The sequence below is a fragment of the Ruegeria sp. BHSB172 genome (assembly GCF_059613165.1).
This window is the reverse complement of sequence record NZ_JBXWRZ010000005.1, coordinates 81821-100707: the sequence shown is the minus strand read 5'-3', so window position 1 is coordinate 100707 and position 18887 is coordinate 81821. Positions and strand designations below refer to the sequence as shown.

The 18887-nt window shown below is 63.6% G+C and carries 18 protein-coding genes; 14 read left to right on the top strand and 4 right to left on the bottom strand.

The window, feature by feature from the left end; all coding sequences use genetic code 11:
* Window positions 1-33: 33 nt before the first annotated feature.
* Window positions 34-1014 (top strand): arginase family protein, encoded by a 981-nt coding sequence (locus tag AC2FM3_RS04620; protein ID WP_496679423.1) that lies wholly within the window; start codon window positions 34-36, stop codon window positions 1012-1014.
* Here the strand turns inward: AC2FM3_RS04620 and AC2FM3_RS04615 are convergent.
* A complete protein-coding gene (locus AC2FM3_RS04615) occupies window positions 1011-1979 on the bottom strand; it encodes an agmatinase (protein ID WP_496679421.1) in 969 nt (322 codons plus the stop codon). The genes AC2FM3_RS04620 and AC2FM3_RS04615 overlap by 4 nt on opposite strands.
* An 83-nt stretch (window positions 1980-2062) precedes the next feature.
* Window positions 2063-3580, bottom strand: a complete 1518-nt coding sequence (locus AC2FM3_RS04610) for a trimethylamine methyltransferase family protein (RefSeq protein ID WP_496679419.1) — start codon at window positions 3578-3580, stop codon at window positions 2063-2065.
* Between the two features lie 185 nt (window positions 3581-3765).
* On the opposite strand from AC2FM3_RS04610, the gene AC2FM3_RS04605 reads away from it, so the two are divergent.
* Window positions 3766-6201, top strand: a complete 2436-nt coding sequence (locus tag AC2FM3_RS04605) for a GcvT family protein (protein ID WP_496679417.1) — start codon at window positions 3766-3768, stop codon at window positions 6199-6201.
* 90 nt (window positions 6202-6291) lie between these two features.
* Window positions 6292-7263 carry a LysR family transcriptional regulator gene (locus tag AC2FM3_RS04600; RefSeq protein ID WP_496679415.1) on the top strand — a complete coding sequence of 324 codons (972 nt, stop codon included), beginning with the start codon at window positions 6292-6294 and terminating at the stop codon, window positions 7261-7263.
* Window positions 7264-7277: 14 nt separating this feature from the next.
* Here the strand turns inward: AC2FM3_RS04600 and AC2FM3_RS04595 are convergent, their stop codons facing one another.
* Window positions 7278-8303 carry a LacI family DNA-binding transcriptional regulator gene (locus AC2FM3_RS04595; RefSeq protein WP_496679413.1) on the bottom strand — a complete coding sequence of 342 codons (1026 nt, stop codon included), beginning with the start codon at window positions 8301-8303 and terminating at the stop codon, window positions 7278-7280.
* Window positions 8304-8438: 135 nt separating this feature from the next.
* Here AC2FM3_RS04595 and AC2FM3_RS04590 point away from each other — a divergent pair, with 135 nt between their 5' ends.
* The 11 genes from AC2FM3_RS04590 to AC2FM3_RS04540 all read left to right on the top strand — a co-directional run bounded on the left by AC2FM3_RS04590 (window position 8439) and on the right by AC2FM3_RS04540 (window position 17443).
* On the top strand, window positions 8439-8621 hold the full coding sequence (locus tag AC2FM3_RS04590; RefSeq protein ID WP_170365134.1) for a hypothetical protein: 183 nt from the start codon (window positions 8439-8441) through the stop codon (window positions 8619-8621).
* 24 nt (window positions 8622-8645) lie between these two features.
* Window positions 8646-9791: a TRAP transporter substrate-binding protein gene (locus tag AC2FM3_RS04585; RefSeq protein WP_496679410.1), complete on the top strand. Its 1146-nt coding sequence runs from the start codon at window positions 8646-8648 to the stop codon at window positions 9789-9791.
* A gap of 96 nt (window positions 9792-9887) precedes the next feature.
* Entirely contained in the window at window positions 9888-10400 is a 513-nt protein-coding gene (locus tag AC2FM3_RS04580) for a TRAP transporter small permease (protein ID WP_496679409.1), read from the top strand.
* A gap of 11 nt (window positions 10401-10411) precedes the next feature.
* Complete coding sequence (locus AC2FM3_RS04575; RefSeq protein WP_496679407.1) at window positions 10412-11740, top strand: TRAP transporter large permease; 1329 nt, start codon at window positions 10412-10414, stop codon at window positions 11738-11740.
* A gap of 12 nt (window positions 11741-11752) precedes the next feature.
* Window positions 11753-13060, top strand: coding sequence for a histidinol dehydrogenase (gene hisD, locus AC2FM3_RS04570; protein ID WP_496679404.1), 1308 nt, complete (start codon window positions 11753-11755; stop codon window positions 13058-13060).
* Window positions 13053-13814 (top strand): SDR family NAD(P)-dependent oxidoreductase, encoded by a 762-nt coding sequence (locus tag AC2FM3_RS04565; RefSeq protein ID WP_496679401.1) that lies wholly within the window; start codon window positions 13053-13055, stop codon window positions 13812-13814. The genes hisD and AC2FM3_RS04565 overlap by 8 nt, the downstream gene beginning before the upstream one ends.
* Window positions 13811-14791 carry a zinc-dependent alcohol dehydrogenase gene (locus AC2FM3_RS04560; RefSeq protein WP_496679398.1) on the top strand — a complete coding sequence of 327 codons (981 nt, stop codon included), beginning with the start codon at window positions 13811-13813 and terminating at the stop codon, window positions 14789-14791. Before AC2FM3_RS04565 ends, AC2FM3_RS04560 begins: the two co-directional genes overlap by 4 nt.
* Before the next feature lie 22 nt (window positions 14792-14813).
* Window positions 14814-15224 (top strand): universal stress protein, encoded by a 411-nt coding sequence (locus AC2FM3_RS04555; RefSeq protein ID WP_149776325.1) that lies wholly within the window; start codon window positions 14814-14816, stop codon window positions 15222-15224.
* Between the two features lie 49 nt (window positions 15225-15273).
* Window positions 15274-15780, top strand: coding sequence for a sulfopyruvate decarboxylase subunit alpha (gene comD / locus AC2FM3_RS04550; protein WP_496679396.1), 507 nt, complete (start codon window positions 15274-15276; stop codon window positions 15778-15780).
* A complete protein-coding gene (gene comE / locus AC2FM3_RS04545; RefSeq protein WP_005981189.1) occupies window positions 15777-16331 on the top strand; it encodes a sulfopyruvate decarboxylase subunit beta in 555 nt (184 codons plus the stop codon). The genes comD and comE overlap by 4 nt, the downstream gene beginning before the upstream one ends.
* Window positions 16331-17443: an alpha-hydroxy acid oxidase gene (locus AC2FM3_RS04540; RefSeq protein ID WP_496679395.1), complete on the top strand. Its 1113-nt coding sequence runs from the start codon at window positions 16331-16333 to the stop codon at window positions 17441-17443. Before comE ends, AC2FM3_RS04540 begins: the two co-directional genes overlap by 1 nt.
* Window positions 17444-17485: 42 nt before the next feature.
* On the opposite strand, the gene AC2FM3_RS04535 is transcribed toward AC2FM3_RS04540, so the two are convergent.
* The gene (locus tag AC2FM3_RS04535) at window positions 17486-18877 is read right to left on the bottom strand and encodes an aminotransferase family protein (protein WP_496679394.1); all 1392 of its coding nucleotides are present in this window, start codon (window positions 18875-18877) and stop codon (window positions 17486-17488) included.
* Window positions 18878-18887: the final 10 nt, after the last annotated feature.

The window sequence follows — 18887 nt, the reverse complement described above, 5'->3', positions numbered from 1 at the left end:
GGGGGCGGTTTCATTTCAGGGCGGGGAGACACGATGGCGGACCGCTACGAACAATCCATGATGGACAATCTGTACTGGTGGGGCGTGCCCACCCTGTTCCGGTGCCCCCATGTGGGGCCGCAGGATCAGGATATCGCTCTTGTGGGCGTGCCGCATTCCGCCGGCAACGGCACCACCGAGCGCGACCAGCATCTGGGCCCGCGCGCGCTGCGTCATGTCTCGGCCGTGCAGCGCCGGGTGCATTCGTTGTTCCAGATCGATCCGTGGTCCAGCGCGCGCATCGCCGATGTGGGCGACGTGCCGTTTCCGCGCGCCAACGACAACGAAGACTGCATCGAGCGTATCACCGCCTTCTACCGTGACATCGACGCCGCCGGAGCGCGGCCCGTTTCGGTGGGCGGCGATCATTCGATCACGGGCGGGATCGTGCAGGCGCTGGGCCGAGGCGAACTGGCGGGCGGGCAATCGGTCAGCTTTCTGCATCTGGATGCGCATACGGATGTCTTCACCAAGGTCGATCATTTCCTGGGTGCCAAGAAGTCCGCCGCGCATTGGGGGGCTTACCTGGCCGATCAGGGGCAGGTGGACCCGACCCGGTCGATGCAGATCGGGTTGCGGGGGCATCCGCGCAGCCTGGACTGGCTACAACCCTCGTATGACTATGGCTACAACATCGTCACCATGCGCGAGTTCCGCCAGCGTGGCTTGGCCGATGTGGTGGCCCAAACGCGCGAGGTTCTGGGCGACCGGCCGGTTTACATTACCTTCGATCTCGACTGCCTGGATCCGACCATCGCGCCGGGGGTGTCGAACCTGGAACCCGGCGAAAAGGGTTTTGACATCGACGAGGCCGTGGGCATCCTGCATGCCGCGCGGGGGCTCAACATCGTCGGCGGCGATGTGGTCTGCATGATGCCGACCAAGGATAGCCCCAACAACATCACCGCGCTGACGGCGGCTGCGGTGATGTTCGAGATGATCTCGATGATCGCCGAGAACGTCGCCCGGGCCTAGCGCCGCGCGTCGATCGCCTGGGCCAGCACGCACAGCAGTTCGAACATCAACGAAATGCCCAGCCATGCGGTGCCGCCCGATGGGTCGAAGGGCGGCGAGACCTCGACCAGATCCGCGCCCACAAGGTTCACCCCTTCCAGCTTGCGGATGACCTGCTGGGCTTGAAAGCTGTTGGGGCCGCCGATCTCGGGCGTGCCGGTGCCGGGGGCATGGGTGGGATCCACGAAATCGATGTCATATGTGCAATAGCAGGGCGCGTCACCGACGATGGAGCGGACCTCGGCCATGACATCGTCGATGCCGCGGTCGAACAGCTCTTCGATGCGGATGATGCGGATGCCCTGCGCTTCGCCCCATTCGATATCCTCGGTGTTGTAGGCGGTGCCGCGAATGCCCACCTGCACGAAGCGTTCGGGATCGACCAGCCCTTCCTCGACTGCGCGGCGGAACGGGGTGCCGTGGGTATATTTATGCCCGCCGAAATAGCTGTCGAAGAGGTCGGTATGGCTGTCGAACTGGATCAGTCCCAGCGGGCCCTCGCTGGCCAGCGCCCGCAGGACGGGCAGGGTGGTGAGGTGATCACCGCCCGCCGTCAGGGGTACTATGCCGCGCAGCATCAGGTCGGTGTAGAAGCGGGTGATGCGGTCCAACGTATCCTCGATATCCACTGGGTTGGGGGGCACGTCGCCCAGGTCGGCACAGTTGACCAGTTCGAACGGGGCAACCCCGGTCACCGGGTTCATGGCGCGGATCATGGTGGACTGGTCGCGTAACTGCCGTGGCCCGTGCCGCGCGCCGGGCCGGTTGGTGGTGCCCCCGTCCCAGGGGATGCCGACCAGCCCAAGCTCGACTAGATCCATCCGGTCGTCGTCCGGGGTCAGGGCCGGCAGGCGCATGAAAGTGGGGACACCGGCAAAGCGGGCCAGCTCCATCGCCGAGACGGGTTGAAAGAACGCATTTGCCATGGGGCCCCCTGTGTCGTCGTTTGCCCGAGCCTAGCGGCAAGCCCGCGCCAAAAACACCCGGTCCGCGACACAACGGCGTCGGATCAGGACAGAATCCGGAAATTGGTTCGGATCTCGGCCTCCTGTTCGGGGCTGAGGTATTGCGGGTGATGCGTGCGCAGGATTTCACGCGCGCGGTCGCGGGCGTTGGACCAGGCATCGCGTGCGCCGCTGTCCTGCCAGCTGCGCGGCTCGGCCCGATCGGCAAGGGCGGGGTAGAAATAGTCGCGCTCCATCGCTGCATGGGTGTGGGCACTGCCCAGGAAATGGCCCTCGCCTAGAACCGACTGGCAGATCGCGTCAAAGCCCAGGTTTTCTTCGGTCACCTCGATCCCGCGCAGGGCGCGATAGGTGTGCGAATGCATCTCGTCATCCAGCACGAACCCCTCGAAGCTGACCCCCAGCAGCGAGGCCGTCATGCCCGAGCTTTCGTAGATCAAATTGCCGCCGGCCAGTGCGGCGGCCAGCGAGGTGATGCCTTTTTCGGCGCCGTATTGCGCGTCGATGGCCTTGGCATCGGTCATCGAACAGGCCACGCCCGAGGGCAGCCCCAGCCAGTTGGTGATCTGGGCCGAGGCCGCGTTCAACACGGCGGTTTCGCCACTGCCGCCCGAAAAAGCGCCGGTGCGCAGATCGATGATGAACGGCCAGTTCGAAAACACCATGGGAAAGCCCGGCCGGATCGCGTTGACCATGACTAGGCTGGCCAGGGTTTCGGCCAGCGACTGGGCCAGAAACCCGGCCATGGTGGCGGGCGCGGTCGCCCCGGCCTGGGCTGCTGTGATGCAGGACATGGGGATGTTGTGCGCGATGCATTCATAGACCACGTCCACCGCATCTTCGCCGTACCGCAAGGGCGAGATCACCGGGCTGATATGCGCCTTCAAAAACGGGCGTTCCGCAAAGGCGTCTTGGCCTCCGGCGGCGATGTCCAGCATCCGCATGATTGGCGCGACATGTTCGGCCAGCGTGAACGAGGTCGCTACCGGTTTGGTGGTATTCCGGATCAGCGCATAGGCGGTATTCACGTCCAGATCGAAATTGTCCGGCACGTCGGTGGCGACACAGCATCGGGTGAACCAGCTGACATTGGCCAGCGTGTCCTGAAGGCGGGTGAAATCATGCAGGTCGGCCAGGGTCGACGGGCGATAAAGCCCGCTGTCCAGGTCCAGCGTCTGGACCGCCGCTCCGCCGGTGCCGAAATGCACGCGGTCGCCGCCCACCTTGATCGACCGGGCCGGGTCGCGCCCGTGCAGGGTAAAGCGTTTGGCGGCCTGTCGGACCGCGCCTTCGACCATCGTGCGAGGAAAGACCAGCCGTCCCGGCGGGCCTGGCCGCGCACCTGCGGCGATCAGGTCTTGTGCCAAGCGGTCGGGCACCTCGCCCATGCCCAGCGTTTCCAGCAGGCGCAGGGCGGTGTCGTGGATCGCCGCGATCTCGGGCAAGGTCAGGGGTTTGTACTGCCCGCCGATCTGGCCGGGCGCGCAGGGGTCAAAGGCCGGTTTGGCCGCCCGTTGCGCCAACCTGGCGCGCCGCCCGCCGCGTTTGCCCTGTTCTGGCATCTCCGAAGGCTCCTGATCCGATCCTGCCCTGCAGGTTACGCGGCAACGCGGGGTGCGGCCAAAGCGGAAATGCCGTTTTGAGAAATCTCAATCCCCGTTTCGATTTTTCGGGACCGGTGACTGCACCATTGCCCGCCCGCCGCGCCGTTCGGCAGGGTTTGGGGAACGTCAGAAGGAGCACACCCATGAAATCGCGCACCAAGGTCGTGGTGATCGGCGGCGGAATCGCCGGCTGTTCAACCCTGTATCACCTGACGCAAGAAGGCTGGAGCGACGTGGTTCTGGTAGAGCGCAACGAGCTGACATCCGGCACCACATGGCATTCGGCCGCACAGGTGACGAATTTCGGAATGAACCAGACGATGGTGGGGCTCAAGTCGCATTCGATCCGCCTGTACAAGGAACTGGCCGAGGACCCGGACTACCCGATCAACTACCACCATGGCGACGGCGGCATCCGGCTGGCCAACACCGAGGCGCAGATGCAGGGCTATCGCCATTTCGCTTCGATGGCGCGGGGGATGGACGTGCATTTCGAGGTGATCGACGCGCAGGAATGCGCCCGTCGCCACCCGCTTATTTCCACCGACAATCTGCTGGGCGGGTTGTGGGATCCGCTGGACGGGGACATCGACCCCGCCCAGCTGTGTCAGGCGCTGGCGCGGCGGGCGCGCAAGGCCGGGGCCGAAGTCTATCGCAACACGCCAGTCACGGCCCTGACCCAGCACAAAGACGACACCTGGACCGTTCATACCGAGCACGGCGACATCGACTGCGACATCGTGGTGAATGCCTGTGGCTACCGCGTGAACGAGGTTGGCGCGATGATGGGCGTGCACCATCCCGTGGCCTCGATGGAGCACCAGTATTTCCTGACCGAGGAAATCCCCGCGATCCGCGATGCCGGCCACCGTATGCCGCTCCTGCGCTGCCCGATCAGCGATTATTACTGCCGGCAGGAGAAGAACGGGCTGCTGCTCGGGTTCTACGAGCAAGACTGCAAGACCTGGGGCATGGACGGGATCGACCCGAACTTCGTCAACGCGCTGTGCCCGGACGATCTGGACCGGGTGACCGATGTGCTGGAAGGCGCGTTTGCCCGCATGCCCGCCCTGATGGAGGCGGGGATCCACACGGTCGTCAACGGCCCGATCACCTACACGATCGACGGCGCTCCCCTGGTGGGACCGATCCCCGGCAAGCGTAACGCATTCTGCATCATCGGCCTGCGGGCCGGGCTAGGCGAGGGGGGCGGCCACGGCTGGCTGCTGGCCCAGCAGATCGTGCATGGCGAGGCCTGTTATGACACTTGGTGCCTCGACCCGCGCCGGTTCGCCGGGCACGCCAATGTCGAGCTGACCGCGCTGAAGGCGATCGAGGACTACCAGAACGAATTCCGCTTTCACTTTCCGCACGAACACCGCCCCGCCGGGCGGCCCGCCAAGACCACGCCGCTGACCCCGGTTCTGGCCGCCGAAGGCGCGGAATTTACCGTGGTGAATGGGTGGGAGAGGGTCGAGTACATCAAACCCACGCCCGATTTCACGCCGACGCTCAGTTTCGATTTTGACGAAACATTCGACGTGATCGCCGCCGAGGTTGCCAATGTGCAGCAGAATGTCGGGCTGGCCGAGGTCAACGGGTTCAATCGGATCGAGATTACCGGTGCCGACCGGCATGCGTTCCTCGACCGGATGATCTGCGGCGCGCTGCCCCGTCGACCAGGGCGGGTGGGATTGGCCTATCTGCTGAACCACAAGGGCATGGTCAAGGCCGAGGCGACCATCGCCAATCTGCCCGCAAGCGATCGGGGGCCGGATCGGGTCTGGTACGGCTCGGCCGCCGCGGCCGAGCTGCATGACATGGATTGGCTGTCCCGACACATCGCCCCCGACGAGGACGTGCAGTTGCGTAGCCTGACCAACGACCAGACCATCCTGGTTCTGGCCGGGCCACGGGCGCGTGACGTGCTGTCGGCCTGTTCGCGCGGGGATTGGTCGCGGGACGCCTTCCCGTGGCTTAGCGTGCGCGAGTGCTTTGTCGGGATCGCGCCCGCCACCGTGATGGGGGTCAGTTTCTCGGGCGAACTGGCCTATGAGATCCATGTGCCCAATGCCTCGCTCTATGCGGCCTATCTTGCGCTGCGACAGGCCGGACAGGCCTTTGGCCTGCAATTGTTTGGTGCGCGGGCGGTCGAGTCGATGCGGATGGAGAAGACTTTCCTGCATTGGAAGGCGGATCTGATCACGGAGTTCGACCCGTTTGAAACCGGGCTGAACCGCTTTGTCCGGCTGGACAAGCCGGAGTTCATCGGGCGCGCGGCGCTGATCGAACGGCAGGCCAACGGGCCGTCGCGCAAGTTGGTTGCGCTGCAAGTGCAGGCCACGCACGCGCCCGCGCATCCCGGCGCGTCGCTGATGGCCGGGGATCGGGTGGTTGGAACGGTGACCTCGGGCGACTGGGGGCATCGCACCGGGCTGAACCTGGCACATGCCTTTGTCGAGCCGCACCTGTCCGCCGAAGGCAGCGAGATGATGCTGGACCTGTGTGGTGACAGGGTTCCGGCGCGGGTGATCCCTGCCTGCCCCTACGATCCCGACTTCACCCACATGCGCAGCTAAAGCGGGTGGCCAACATTCACCATTGCCCGAAAGCCAAAACTCTGTTTCGCTAGTTTCGATGAAATCGAAATTGCAGGAGGGTTTTGCCCCGTGTCCAAACCGCTGAGCCTGCGTTGGCTGGAGGTGTTTCGCCTGGTAGCCAAGTCTGGGTCGATTCAACAGGTGGCCTCGGAAACTGGCCTGTCGATCAGCACCGTGTCCAACCATCTGCGCAGTCTCGAAGACGCTTTGGGCGTCGGCCTCGTCGATCACGGTCGCCGTCCGATGAGCCTGACACCGGCTGGCGAGGTATTTTCGCGTTATGTACGGGATGGCCTGACCGTGTTGAAGCGGGGCGAGGCCGAGATCCGGTCTGGCAACTGGCGCCACGCCACCGATCTGCGGCTGGCCCTGGTGGATGATTTCGACAACCAGATCGCGCCCGAACTGATCCGGTTCCTGGCCCATGCGCTGCCGCGGTGCAATTTCCGGCATTTCACACGGCCCAGCCACGAGATCATCGAGAAATTGCAGGAACACAAGCTGGACGCAGGTGTGGCGACCCGACCGCCGGGCGGCACGCAGGGGCTGATCGAGTACCCACTTCTGCGTGATCCGTTCATCGTGATCGTGCCCGAGAAGTTCAAGGGAGACATTCAGGACCTGTTCTCGCCCCATTCCGACCTGCCGCTGCTGCGGTATTCGCGTGACTACACGATCGGCAAGCAGATCGAGATCCAGCTGACGCGCAACAAGTACAATCTGCCCAACCGGTTCGAGTTGGAATGCAACCAGTCGATCATGGGGCTGGTGGCAGAAGGCAGCGGATGGGCGATCACCACCGCTGGATGCTTCCACCGGGCGCATCGCTATCATGACTCGGTCCGGGCAACGCCTTTTCCGGGTCGAAACTTTGTCAGGATCGTTTCCCTGTTCACGACCGAGGTCTATCCGGACACCACCTCAAAACTGATCCACAAGGCCCTCAGCAGCTTGATCCGGCAGTATTTTACCGAGCCGATGTGCAAACGGCATTTGTGGCTGAAGGGTGATTTCCGGACGATGGAAGACCAAGCCGCCTGATCCAGTCACACGGATCACACCGAGTTGGCAGGACCCAGGGACTGCCGTTTGACGATATGCGTGTAGAGGTGTTCACCGGCAGCGGGGGCCCTTTTTTCAACCATTTCGATCAATGCCTTGGCGGCCTTTCCACCCATTTCCCGATGCGGCACATGCACGGTCGTCAGCGCCGGGCGCAGGATCCGGGCCAGTTCGATGTCATCGAACCCGGTGATCGAGACATCCTGCGGCACTTTCAGCCCCATATCCTGAGCCCTGAGCATGGCGCCAGCGGCCAGAACATCGTTGCCGCACATGACAGCAGTCGGTGGCATGTCTTGCGACATGAGATCCGCGAACGCTTCGGCGCCGTTTTCGATCTCGTACGGGGTCTCGATGACCTGAAGCACCTGCGGGTCAAGCCCGTGCTGCCGAACAGCGTCGCGCACCCCGTCCAGTCGAAGGCGCGCGCGGTCGTTGCCGTGAGTGATGCCGGATATCACCGCAAGCCGAATGTGCCCGAGGTCGAGGACCCTTTTCGCCAGCTCGTACATGGCCGCCCGGTTGTCGAAACCGATGGAGGGCAGACGCCCGTCCGGGGAAAACGACCACGCAACCAGCGCCGGAATATCGCGGCGTTGAAGGAATTCGTAAATGTGCGGCGCCCGGTCGTGGCCAATCAGCAGCAGGCCATCGGCGCCGCGGGCGACCAGAGTTCGGATCTGCTCTTCTTCGGTTGCCGGTTTGTAGGCCGAACTTGACACCAGAAGAGTATATCCATGTTGGTGCAGCTCTTCCTGAAAGGCCTGCAGACCGCGCGCAAAGATGGCGTTTTCCATCGTCGGGATGATCGCGCCGATGGTAAACGTGCGCTTGGCTGCCATGACCCGAGCCGCGAAATTCGGTGTATAGCCCAGGGCCTCGATCGCCGACTGCACGCGTTTGCGGGTCGCTTCGACCACCCTGTCCGGGGTGTTGATGCAACGCGAAACCGTAGCCGTGGAAACGCCCGCCTTTCTGGCAACGTCATCCAATGTCGGGGCGGCTTTCTGCTTTGGCATTTCCGAACCTGATCTTCGTTTTATTCAATTCTATCCGGTTCCATTTGGGGTTGAAAGTCGAAATGTAAACGCTTGCATTTTTCATGTAAGCGCTTACAAATGTAGCCAGAGCCGATTCCATTCTAGGTCCCGAACATGTTTCTTGCCGCATCCGCCATCGTCTTCGTCGTCTATTTCGCGAACGTGGCGCTGGGTGCGTTTGCAGGCCGCGCGTTTCTTGGGGATGTGGGTGAGATGTTGGTTCTGTTCGCGGCGTCGATCCTGTTCGTTGTCGCAATTCTGAAAAAAGAGGCCGAACGCGAGGAGAACGGCGGCTGAATTTTTCCAATGGGAGGGCAACCAATGAACAAAGATCAACTGGAACTGGCGTCAGCTGAACGCCGCAATTTCCTGAAACTCAGTGCCAGTGGCGCGTTCACGGCCGCACTGGTGGCCGGCGCAAGCGGCGTGTTGTGGTCATCCGAGGCTGCGGCGCAGACCGCGAAGGAGGAAAAGGAGCGCGAACAAGCTGCCGAGCATGTGATGACGGTGGCCACGGCCTATGTTCTGGGTGCCTCGCGCAGCTATCCAATCATGCAGCTGGATCTAAAGGAGAACATCCAGAACGCAACCAACGGCAAAGTCTATGTCAAGCTGGCCCCGGGCGGGCAGCTGGGCGCGGGCGGCGCGTTGGTGCAGAAGGTGCAGGGCGGAACCATCCAGGCCGCGCAGCATTCGCTGTCGAACTTCGCACCCTTCGCTTCGACCGTGGACCTGATCAACATGCCGTATCTGTGCGGCTCGAATCAGCGGTTCACCAATCTGGTGCATTCCGACACCTGGAAGAACGAAGTGCACCCCAAGGTCGAGGCCGCAGGCTTCAAGGCGCTGTTCTATGTCGTGATCGACCCGCGCGTTGTGGCTGTACGCCAGGGCGGAAATGCCATCATTACCCCCTCGGACATGAGCGGCGTGAAATTCCGCGTGCCCGGGTCCAAGATGCTGCAGCAGTATTATCGCATGGTCGGTGCCAACCCGACGCCCGTTGCCTGGGGTGAGACCCCCTCGGCCATCAAGCAGGGTGTGGCGGATGCGCTCGACCCGTCGGTCGGTGCGCTCTATGTGTTTGGCTTCAAGGACATTCTGTCTCACGTCACCTTCACCCAGGCGGTGCCGGACAGCCAGGTCTATTCCTGCAACCTGGAATGGTTCAACTCGATGCCGGCCGATGTGCAAGAGGGCATCATGTGGGGCTCGGAGATGACCAGCCATCAGAACCTTGCCAAGGTCCCCTCGGCCCGCGCCTATGCCATGGCCGAGCTGAACAAGGCCGGGGTCGAGTTCCATTCTTTGACCGACGATCAACTGGCCGAGTGGCAGGAGGCCGGCGGTTATCAGCGGTCGGAATGGGACCCCTTCAAGACCGAGTTGGCCGGATCGATGGACGCCTTCGAAAAGCTGGTCGAAGCGGCCGGCACCCAAGGCAAATACTACGTCCACGACGCCTGATACGGACCGGGTGGGCGCCGGACGTGCGCCCGCCTTTTCCAGACCTGCACGGCCTGATCCATCAGGCCCATCCCCCCAGCCTTGCCGAGGGAAGCGATGTCGTTACTCAAAACCATAGACCGCAACGCCGAACGCTGGCTGCTGCTGGTGTTCTACGTAATGCTCGTCATCACGATGGCGATCGAGGTGCTGCGGCGCGAGATCTTCGCCTATTCCTCGATCTGGGGCGAGGAGATCGTCCGCTATTCCTTCATCTATCTGGCCTGGGTCGGCGCTGCGGCGGCGGTCAAGGAACGCGCCCATATCCGGATCGACGTGATCATGCATTACCTCGGCCCGCGGCCCAAGGCGGTGCTGTATATCTTCGGTGATCTGGTGATGTTCGCGGTGGCGGTCATCGCGCTCTACTGGTCCTACGAGGCGGTGCATGTCTCGGCCAAGTTCGGCTCGGTCACTGACGGGCTGCGGGTGTCGAAGGTTTGGTTCCTAATGGCGGTGCCTATGGGCTTTGCCCTGATGATCTGGCGCCTGATCCAATCGTTGATGAACGACATCAAAAGCCTTCGTGACGGCACGCCCGTCTTTGAAGGCGATAAGCTGTTTGACTGAGGAGAAACCGGATGCTGTGGAGTTCTCTCAACCAAACAGTCGAACTGGGCTGGGATTTCTACCTGCCCGTGATCCTGTTCGTCGGCCTGATCGCGCTGGCGGTTCCGGTCTGGGCCGCGATCGGCTCGGCCGCGATCGTGATGCTGATCATGTCGGGCGACCTGCCGCTGAGCCTTGTGGGCGAAAGCCTGTTCACGGGCATCGACGCCTTTGCCCTGACTGCGGTGCCGCTGTTCATCCTGACCGGTGACGTGCTGGTGCGCACTGGGCTGTCTCGCAAGTTTCTGGACGTGGCCGAGGCGCTGACCTGTTTTGCCAAGGGCGGGTTCGGTTCGGCCACGGTTCTGGTCTGCGGCATGTTCGCAGCCATTTCGGGGTCTGACGCGGCGGGGGCGGCGGCAGTTGGTCGGATGACGATCAACCGACTGGTCGAAAGCGGCTATCCGCGCCCCTATGCCTGTGCGCTGGTGGCGGCGGGGGCCTGTACCGGGATCCTGATCCCGCCCTCGATCGCCTATATCATCATCGGGCTCGTGCTGGGCATCTCGGCCTCGACCCTGTTCCTGGCCGCTCTGATCCCGGGGCTGGCGATCCTGATCTCGATCCTCGTGACCAACATCATCATGAACCGTCTCTATGGCTATGAGGGCGGCGGCATGATGACCATGGGCGAATGGCTGGCCAATCTGGGCAAGGCGCTGAAATCGGGCTGGTATGCCTTCATCGTGCCGGGCATCATCTTCTATGGCATCTTCTCGGGTCGCCTGACCCCGACCGAGGCGGGCGCGACTGCCGTTGTCGTCACCATCATCATGGGGTTCATCCTGCGGACGCTGACGCTGGCGGACTTCCCGTCGATGCTGGTCAGCTCGGCCAAGGTGAACGGGGTGATCCTGCCGATCATCGCTTTCTCGGCCCCGCTCGCCGAGGCGTTGGCGATCATGGGCGTGCCGCAGGGCTTCGTGGCCTCGGTGACCTCGCTGACCGAGGATCCCTTCCTGCTGATCCTGCTGATGATCGGCATTCTGATCGCGGCCGGCTGCGTCATGGAGACGACACCGAACATCGTCATCCTTGCCCCGATCCTGAAACCGCTGGCGGACAATATCGGCATGAACGAGATCCAGTTCTGCATCATGATGATCACCGCACTGGGCGTTGGCTTCATCACGCCGCCGCTGGGGCTGAACCTGTTTGTGGTGTCGGGGATCACGGGTGAATCCATCCTCAAGATCGCAGCCCGCGCCGTGCCCTTTGTGCTGACCATGCTGATCGTCGTCATCCTGATCGCCTACGTTCCGGCGCTGTCGACCACTTTGCTTCCTGAAATCTACCAATAGGATCTTCTGAACATGTCGCGTGAATACCTCAAGAAGGCCACCCTGACCGCACAATCCCACGCGTCCGAGGTGCATGACACGGTCAAGACCATCCTGGCCGACATCGAGGCCGGCGGAGACGCCAAGGCGCTGGAATACGCGGCCAAATTCGACAAGTTCGAGGGCAACGTGCTGATGATGCCCGAGGAAATCGAAGCCGCCTGCGCCCGGGTGCCGGAAAAGCTCAAGGCCGATATCCGCTTTGCCCAGGACAACGTGCGCCGCTTTGCCGAGGCGCAGAAGGCCACCGTGTCGGATGTGCAGCTGGAAATCGTGCCGGGCTTTATCGCGGGTCAAAAGGCCATCCCGGTCGATGCGGCGGGCTGCTATGTGCCCGGCGGGCGGTATAGCCACATCGCCAGCGCCATCATGACCGTGACCACCGCCAAAGTGGCGGGGTGCCGTCACATCACCGCCTGTTCGCCGCCCCGCCCGGGTGAGGGCGTGGCCCCGGCGATCGTCTACGCTGCCCATATCAGCGGCGCTGACAGCATCCTGGCCATGGGGGGCGTGCAAGGTGTGGCCGCCATGACCTATGGCCTGTTCGGGCTGCCGCGCGCCAACATCCTTGTGGGGCCGGGCAACCAGTTCGTGGCCGAGGCCAAGCGCATTCTGTACGGCAAGGTCGGCATCGACATGATCGCCGGCCCGACCGACAGCCTGATCCTGGCGGATGCCACGGCCGATCCCTTCGTCGTGGCCACCGACCTGGTCAGCCAGGCCGAGCATGGCTACAACTCGCCCGTCTGGCTGGTGACCGATGACCGCGATCTGGCGACCCGGGTGATGGATCTGGTTCCGACCCTGATCGCCGATCTGCCCGAGCTGAACCGCGACAACGCTGCCGCCGCCTGGCGCGACTATGCCGAGGTGATCCTGTGCGCGGACCGCGAAGAGATGGCCGCGTGTTCAGACGACTACGCCCCCGAGCATCTGACCGTGCAGGCCGCGGATCTGGATTGGTGGCTGGATCGCCTGACCTGCTATGGCTCGTTGTTCCTGGGCGAAGAAACGACCGTGTCCTATGGCGACAAGGCCACCGGTACGAACCACGTCCTGCCCACCTCGGGCGCGGCCAGCTATACCGGCGGGCTGAGCGTGCACAAATACATGAAAATCGTCACCTGGCAGCGGGCCACGCGCGAGGGCTCGAAACCCATCGCCGAGGCGACCGCGCGGATCTCGCGGCTGGAAGGGATGGAGGGCCACGCCCGCGCCGCCGATGTGCGTCTGGCCAAGTATTTCCCGGACGAAAACTTTGACCTGACCGCAGATGAATGACCCCCGCGACCTGTTCAATCTGACCGGCCGGGTGGCCTGCGTCACGGGCGCCAGTTCGGGTCTGGGCCGGCGCGTTGCGCAGGTGCTGGCGGCTGCGGGCGCGCGGGTGGTGGGCGTTGCCCGCCGGGCCGAGGCACTGGCCGAGTTGCAGGCCGAGATCGGTTCAAGCGCTGCGGTGGTCGCAGGTGACGTAGCCGACCGAAGTGGCTTGCCATCGTTGGTCGAACAAATCTCGGCCCCGTTCGGCGCGCCGGATATCGTGGTTCATGCCGCCGGGGTGAACACGCGACAGGCCGCTGATGATGTCACGCCGGAAGGCTGGGACGCGACGCTGGGCCTGAACCTTGGTGCGCCGTTCTTCCTCAGCCAAGCCATGGTGCCCGCGATGAAGGCGCGCGGTTGGGGTCGGATCGTGAATTTCGCCTCGCTGCAGACGACGCGGGCCTTTCCCGGCGGGATCGCCTACGGGGCCAGCAAGGGCGGGATCGCCCAGCTGACCCGCGCCATGGCCGAAGCCTGGTCGCCGCACGGGATCACCGCCAACGCCATCGGCCCGGGCTTCTTTCCGACCGAGCTGACGAAGGCGGTGTTCGATGACACCGCCCGCGCGGCCCGCAACGCGGCGCAGACCTGCATCGGTCGCAATGGCCGCATGGACGACATCGACGGGCCGATCCTTTTTCTGTGCGCGCAGGCATCTGACTATGTCACCGGGCAGATCCTGATGGTTGACGGGGGGTTCACGGCGAAATGAAGGCTCTGGTCTATGAAGGCGTCGAACACCTGGCCTACCGTGACGTACCGGACGCTGCGCCGCAACCCGGCGAGCAACTGATCCGGGTCGAGGCCGTCGGGATCTGCGGGTCCGACATGCATGCATATCTGGGCCATGATGCGCGCCGCCCGGCGCCCTTGATTCTGGGGCACGAGGCGGCGGGAACAGTGATCGGCGGCCCCAAGGACGGAACGCGGGTCACGATCAATCCTCTGGTAACTTGCGGGCAGTGTCCGGCCTGCAAGGCAGAGCGCGAAAACCTGTGCCCCGACCGTCAGATCATCTCGATGCCCCCGCGCGAAGGTGCCTTTGCCCAATATGTTTCGATGCCTTGGGGCAACCTGGTTGAGGTGCCGGATCACGTTCCCTTTGCCAAGGCCGCCCTGGCCGAGCCGCTGGCCGTCAGCTGGCACGCCGCACGCCTCGCGCTCGAGGCGCTGCACCCGGCAATGCAGCGTCGTGCGCTGGTGATCGGGGGTGGGGCGATTGGCCTTGCGGCGGCGCTGGCTTTGCGAGCGATGAATGTCGTGGATGTGACCGTGGTCGAACCCAACGACCTGCGGCGGACGTTCTTGCAAGGGCTGGATTGCGCCAAGGTCGTGCCCGAAGCGCAAGGCGATTTCCCGATCGTGGTCGACGCCGTGGGCTTTGCCGCCACCCGTGCGGTGGCATCGGAACGAGCCCGACCAGGCGGGGTGATCGCGCATGTGGGCCTGGGCGAGGACACCGGTGGGCTGGACGTGCGGCGCATGACCCTGCAAGAGATCACCTTCATCGGAACCTATACCTATACCGCGCAGGATTTCCGTCAGACCGCCCAGGCCATTTTTGACGGCGCGCTGGGTCCTCTGGACTGGATCGAAGAACGCGATCTGGCCGATGGCGCCCGGGCCTTTGCCCAGCTACGCTCGGGCGAGGTCGCGGTTCCGAAAATCGTGCTGTCCCCGTGGGCCTGACCGCCCGGAATTGGAGGTAACCATGTATAAAAAAATTCTTGTCCCCATGGCGCTTGATCACGGCATTTCGCCGCAAACGCTCGAGATCGCCCGTGCCTTGGGCGGCGGATCCGCCGAGATCGTGGCTCTGCATGTCTATGAGATGCCTCAGGGCTCGGTCAGCGTCTATCTGGACAAGGATGCCGTGGCCGAAGGCTTTGCCCGGGCCCGCGAAGTCCTGATGGAAAAGCTGAAAGGCCTGCCGGATGTAAAACCCGAACTGGTCAAGGGCCACACCGCGCGCACGATCATCGACTATGCCAATGACCACGGGTTCGATTGCGTCGTCATCGGCTCGCACCGGCCCGGCCTGACCGACTATTTCCTTGGCTCCACCGCGTCGCGCGTGGTGCGGCATGCAAAATGTGCCGTCCACGTCCACCGCAGGGCCTGACCCGTCCATCGCGCCCTCGGCGCCCCAACCCAGGAACAGAAGATTGGACATGAACATAGACAAGAAGATCACCGAAGATCTGGTGGCCAACGACATCTCGTTCGTCACCACGGTGCCGTGCAAGCAACTGGCCGGCGTCATCGCCGAGATCGACGCCCATGACGCCATCTACCACATCCCCTCGAACAAAGAGGACGAGGGCATGGGCCTGTGCGCCGGGGCCTGGATGGGCGGCAAGCGACCCGCGATCATCATGCAGAACACCGCGATCGGGGTCACGATCAACACGTTGGCGACGCTGATCCAGTATTACCGGATGCCGCTGCCGATGCTGATCTCGTATCGGGGCGAACTGCGCGAACCCATCGCCTGCCAGGTCGAGATGGCCGTTCACACCAAGGCCCTGCTGGCGCAGATGCACATCCCGACCTACCATTTCCACCATCAGGAAGACGTGGCCGAGCTGGATGCGATCCTGAAATACACCTTCATGTGCAACAAGCCCGTCGCGATCCTGACCGACGCCAATTTCTGGGGAGGCTATGGCGACCAATGATCCGTTCTGAAATCCTGAAGGAAATCGCCCCGATCCTGCGTGACCAACTAGTCGTGTGCAACATCGGCATCCCCAGCCAGGAACTGCATGCCATCGACGATCAGCCCACCAATTTCTACATGCTGGGCACGATGGGGTTGGCCTCGAGCATCGGTCTGGGGCTGGCGCTGGCCCAGCCAAAACCGGTGATCGTCATCGACGGCGACGGCTCGATCCTGACCAATCTGGGGACGCTGCCGACCATCGCCAACAACGTGGCCGACAACTATATCCTGCTGATCATCGACAACGGTTCCTACGGCTCGACCGGTGATCAGCCGACCTATGCGGGGCAGAAGACCTCGCTGGCCAAGATGGCCGAAGCGGCGGGCTGCGAGCGCGTGATCGAATGCCAGGCCGAAGAGACCGGCCGCGTGCTGCAAGAGGCGCTGGACGCCCGCCAGATGACCATCATCGTCAGCAAATGTGAAAGCGGAAACGCCAAGATGCCGCCGATCACGATGGACCCGGTCGTCATCCGCGACCGCTTCATGAAGGCCGTTCAGGCCTGATGGGCGCAAGCGCCATCCACAGCGCCGAAGATGCCCGCCGGTTGGCCCGGCGGCGTCTGCCGTGGATGGTGTTCGACTATATCGACGGGGCCGCCGGGTCCGAGGCCGGCGCCCGGCGCACCCGAGCGGCGCTGGACGCGATGACCTTGCGGCCCCGGATCCTGCGCGATGTCAGTACCCGGTCTCTGGCGACCCGCGTGTTCGGGCAACCGGCCGAAAGGCCCTTCGGCATTGCGCCCATGGGCATGTGCAACCTGTCCGCACCGGGCGCCGACCTGATGCTGGCGCGGCTGGCGGCGCAATACCGGGTGCCGTTGGGCGTTTCCACGGTGGCCTCGACACCGATGGAGGTGCTGATCGAAGAGGCCCGGGGCCATGCCTGGTTTCAGCTGTATTTCAGCGGCGATGGCAGCGGCACGTTCAAGCTGGTCGATCGGGCAAAGGCCGCGGGCTACAAGACCCTGATCCTTACGGTTGACGTGCCCGAAGTCGGCCGCCGCCCGCGCGAACTGCGCCACGGCTTCCGCATGCCGTTCCGGATCGGGCCGCGGCAGTTTCTGGATTTCGCGCTGCATCCGCGCTGGTCGATCTCGAGCCTGCTGCAGGGCAAGCCGCAGATGGCGAATTTCCTGATGGAGGGGTTCGCGTTCGACCGCACCGAAAGCCGTGCAAAGGCCGATTGGGACACGCTGGCGCGGTTGCGGGATCGGTGGCCGGGCAAGCTGGTGGTCAAGGGCGTACTGGATGTTGAAGACGCGGTTGCGCTGAAGGCTGCCGGTGTCGACGCCATTCAGGTCTCGAGCCACGGCGCCCGTCAGTTGGAGAGCGCGCCCGCGCCGATCTCGGTCCTGCCGCAGATACGGGCGGCGGTCGGCGAAGACTATCCGCTGTTCTACGACAGCGGCCTGCGGTCGGGTGAAGATGCGCTCAAGGCGCTGATGGCTGGTGCCGATTTCCTGTTCTTTGGGCGTGTCCTGCAATTCGCCATCGCGGCGGGCGGCGAGGCCGCCCTGCACCGTTTGTGGGAGGTACTGTCCGAGGAGATGGACATCGCCATGGCCCAGATCGGCGTCACCTCGCTGCGCGGGGTTCGAGGTGGCCGGGGCGAGTGAAAGACCGGCGCGCCGAACGCGCCGGTCGGCCGTCAAACGCCGTCAGCCGAACACGCGACCCAACGCGCCATCCACGGCGTCGGTGATCTGGTCAATGTCGTCTGCCGTTGCGATCAGGGCCGGCGAGAAGCACAGCGTGTTGTTCTTGCCCGGAACCGAGCGGTTGGTGACGCCGATGATCACGCCCTGCGCCATGCAGTCGGCCACGACCGCCTGGGCCAGTTTCTCGTTCACCGGTTCCTTGGTCGCACGATCCGCCACCAGTTCGGCCCCCAGAAACAGGCCCTTGCCGCGCACGTCGCCGATGACCTTGTGCTTGTCCATCAGCGCCCGCAGGTTGCCCATCATGCGATCCCCCATCGCGGCGCAGTTGGCCAGCAGGTTCTCGTCTTCGATGATGCGCATGTTCTCGATCGCCGCCGCCGGCCCTGCGGTGCAGCCGCCAAAGGTCGAGATGTCGCGGAAGTAGTTCATCGGATCGTCGGCATTGTCCTTGAACATGTCAAAGACTTCTTCGGTGGTCACCATGCAGGCAATCGCCGCATAGCCCGAGGCCACGCCTTTGGCCATGGTCACGAAATCGGGTTTCACGCCATATTGCTGGTACCCGAACCAGGTGCCGGTGCGACCCACGCCGCAGACGACCTCGTCGATATGCAGCAGGATGTCGTATTTCTTGCAGATCTCCTGCACGCGCTGCCAATAGCCCTCGGGCGCTTCGATCACGCCGCCGCCGGCGGTTACCGGCTCAAGGCACAGCGCGCCCACGGTGTCGGGGCCTTCGCGCAGGATTACGGCTTCGATCTGATCGGCGGCCCATTCGCCAAAGTTCTCGTCAGGTGCGCCGTCCAGTTCGTGCTTGCGGTATTCCATGCAGTGCGGAACGCGTACGAAATCTGGCGCGAAGGGGCCGTATTGCGCATTTCGCTCGTCCTGGCCGCCCGCCGACATCGCGGCCAAGGTCGAGCCGTGATAGTCGCGGTCGCGATACAGGATCTTGGTCTTCTTGCCGTCGTATTTCTTGTGGGCGATCTGACGGACCATCTTGAACGCCTTCTCGTTCGCCTCGCTGCCCGAGTTCGTGTAGTAGACCCGGCTCATGCCCGGCATCTTCTCGATCAGCTTTTCGGCAAAGATCGCGCCAGGGATCGAGCCCGCCGACTGGGCGAAATAGCACAGCTTCATCAACTGGTCGTAGACGGCCTTGCAGATGGATTCGCGGCCATAGCCCACATTCACCGTCCAGACGCCGCCCGAGACGGCATCCAGGTGTTCCTTGCCCTTTTGATCCCAGACGCGCATGCCCTTGCCTTCGACGATAATGCGCGGATCGTTCGTCTCAAACGGCTTGTGCTGGATCAGGTGGTGCCAGATATGGGCGCGGTCGGCCTCGACCACGCGGGAAAGATCGTTTTCGTTGAACGTGCCGTCCATGACATGTCCT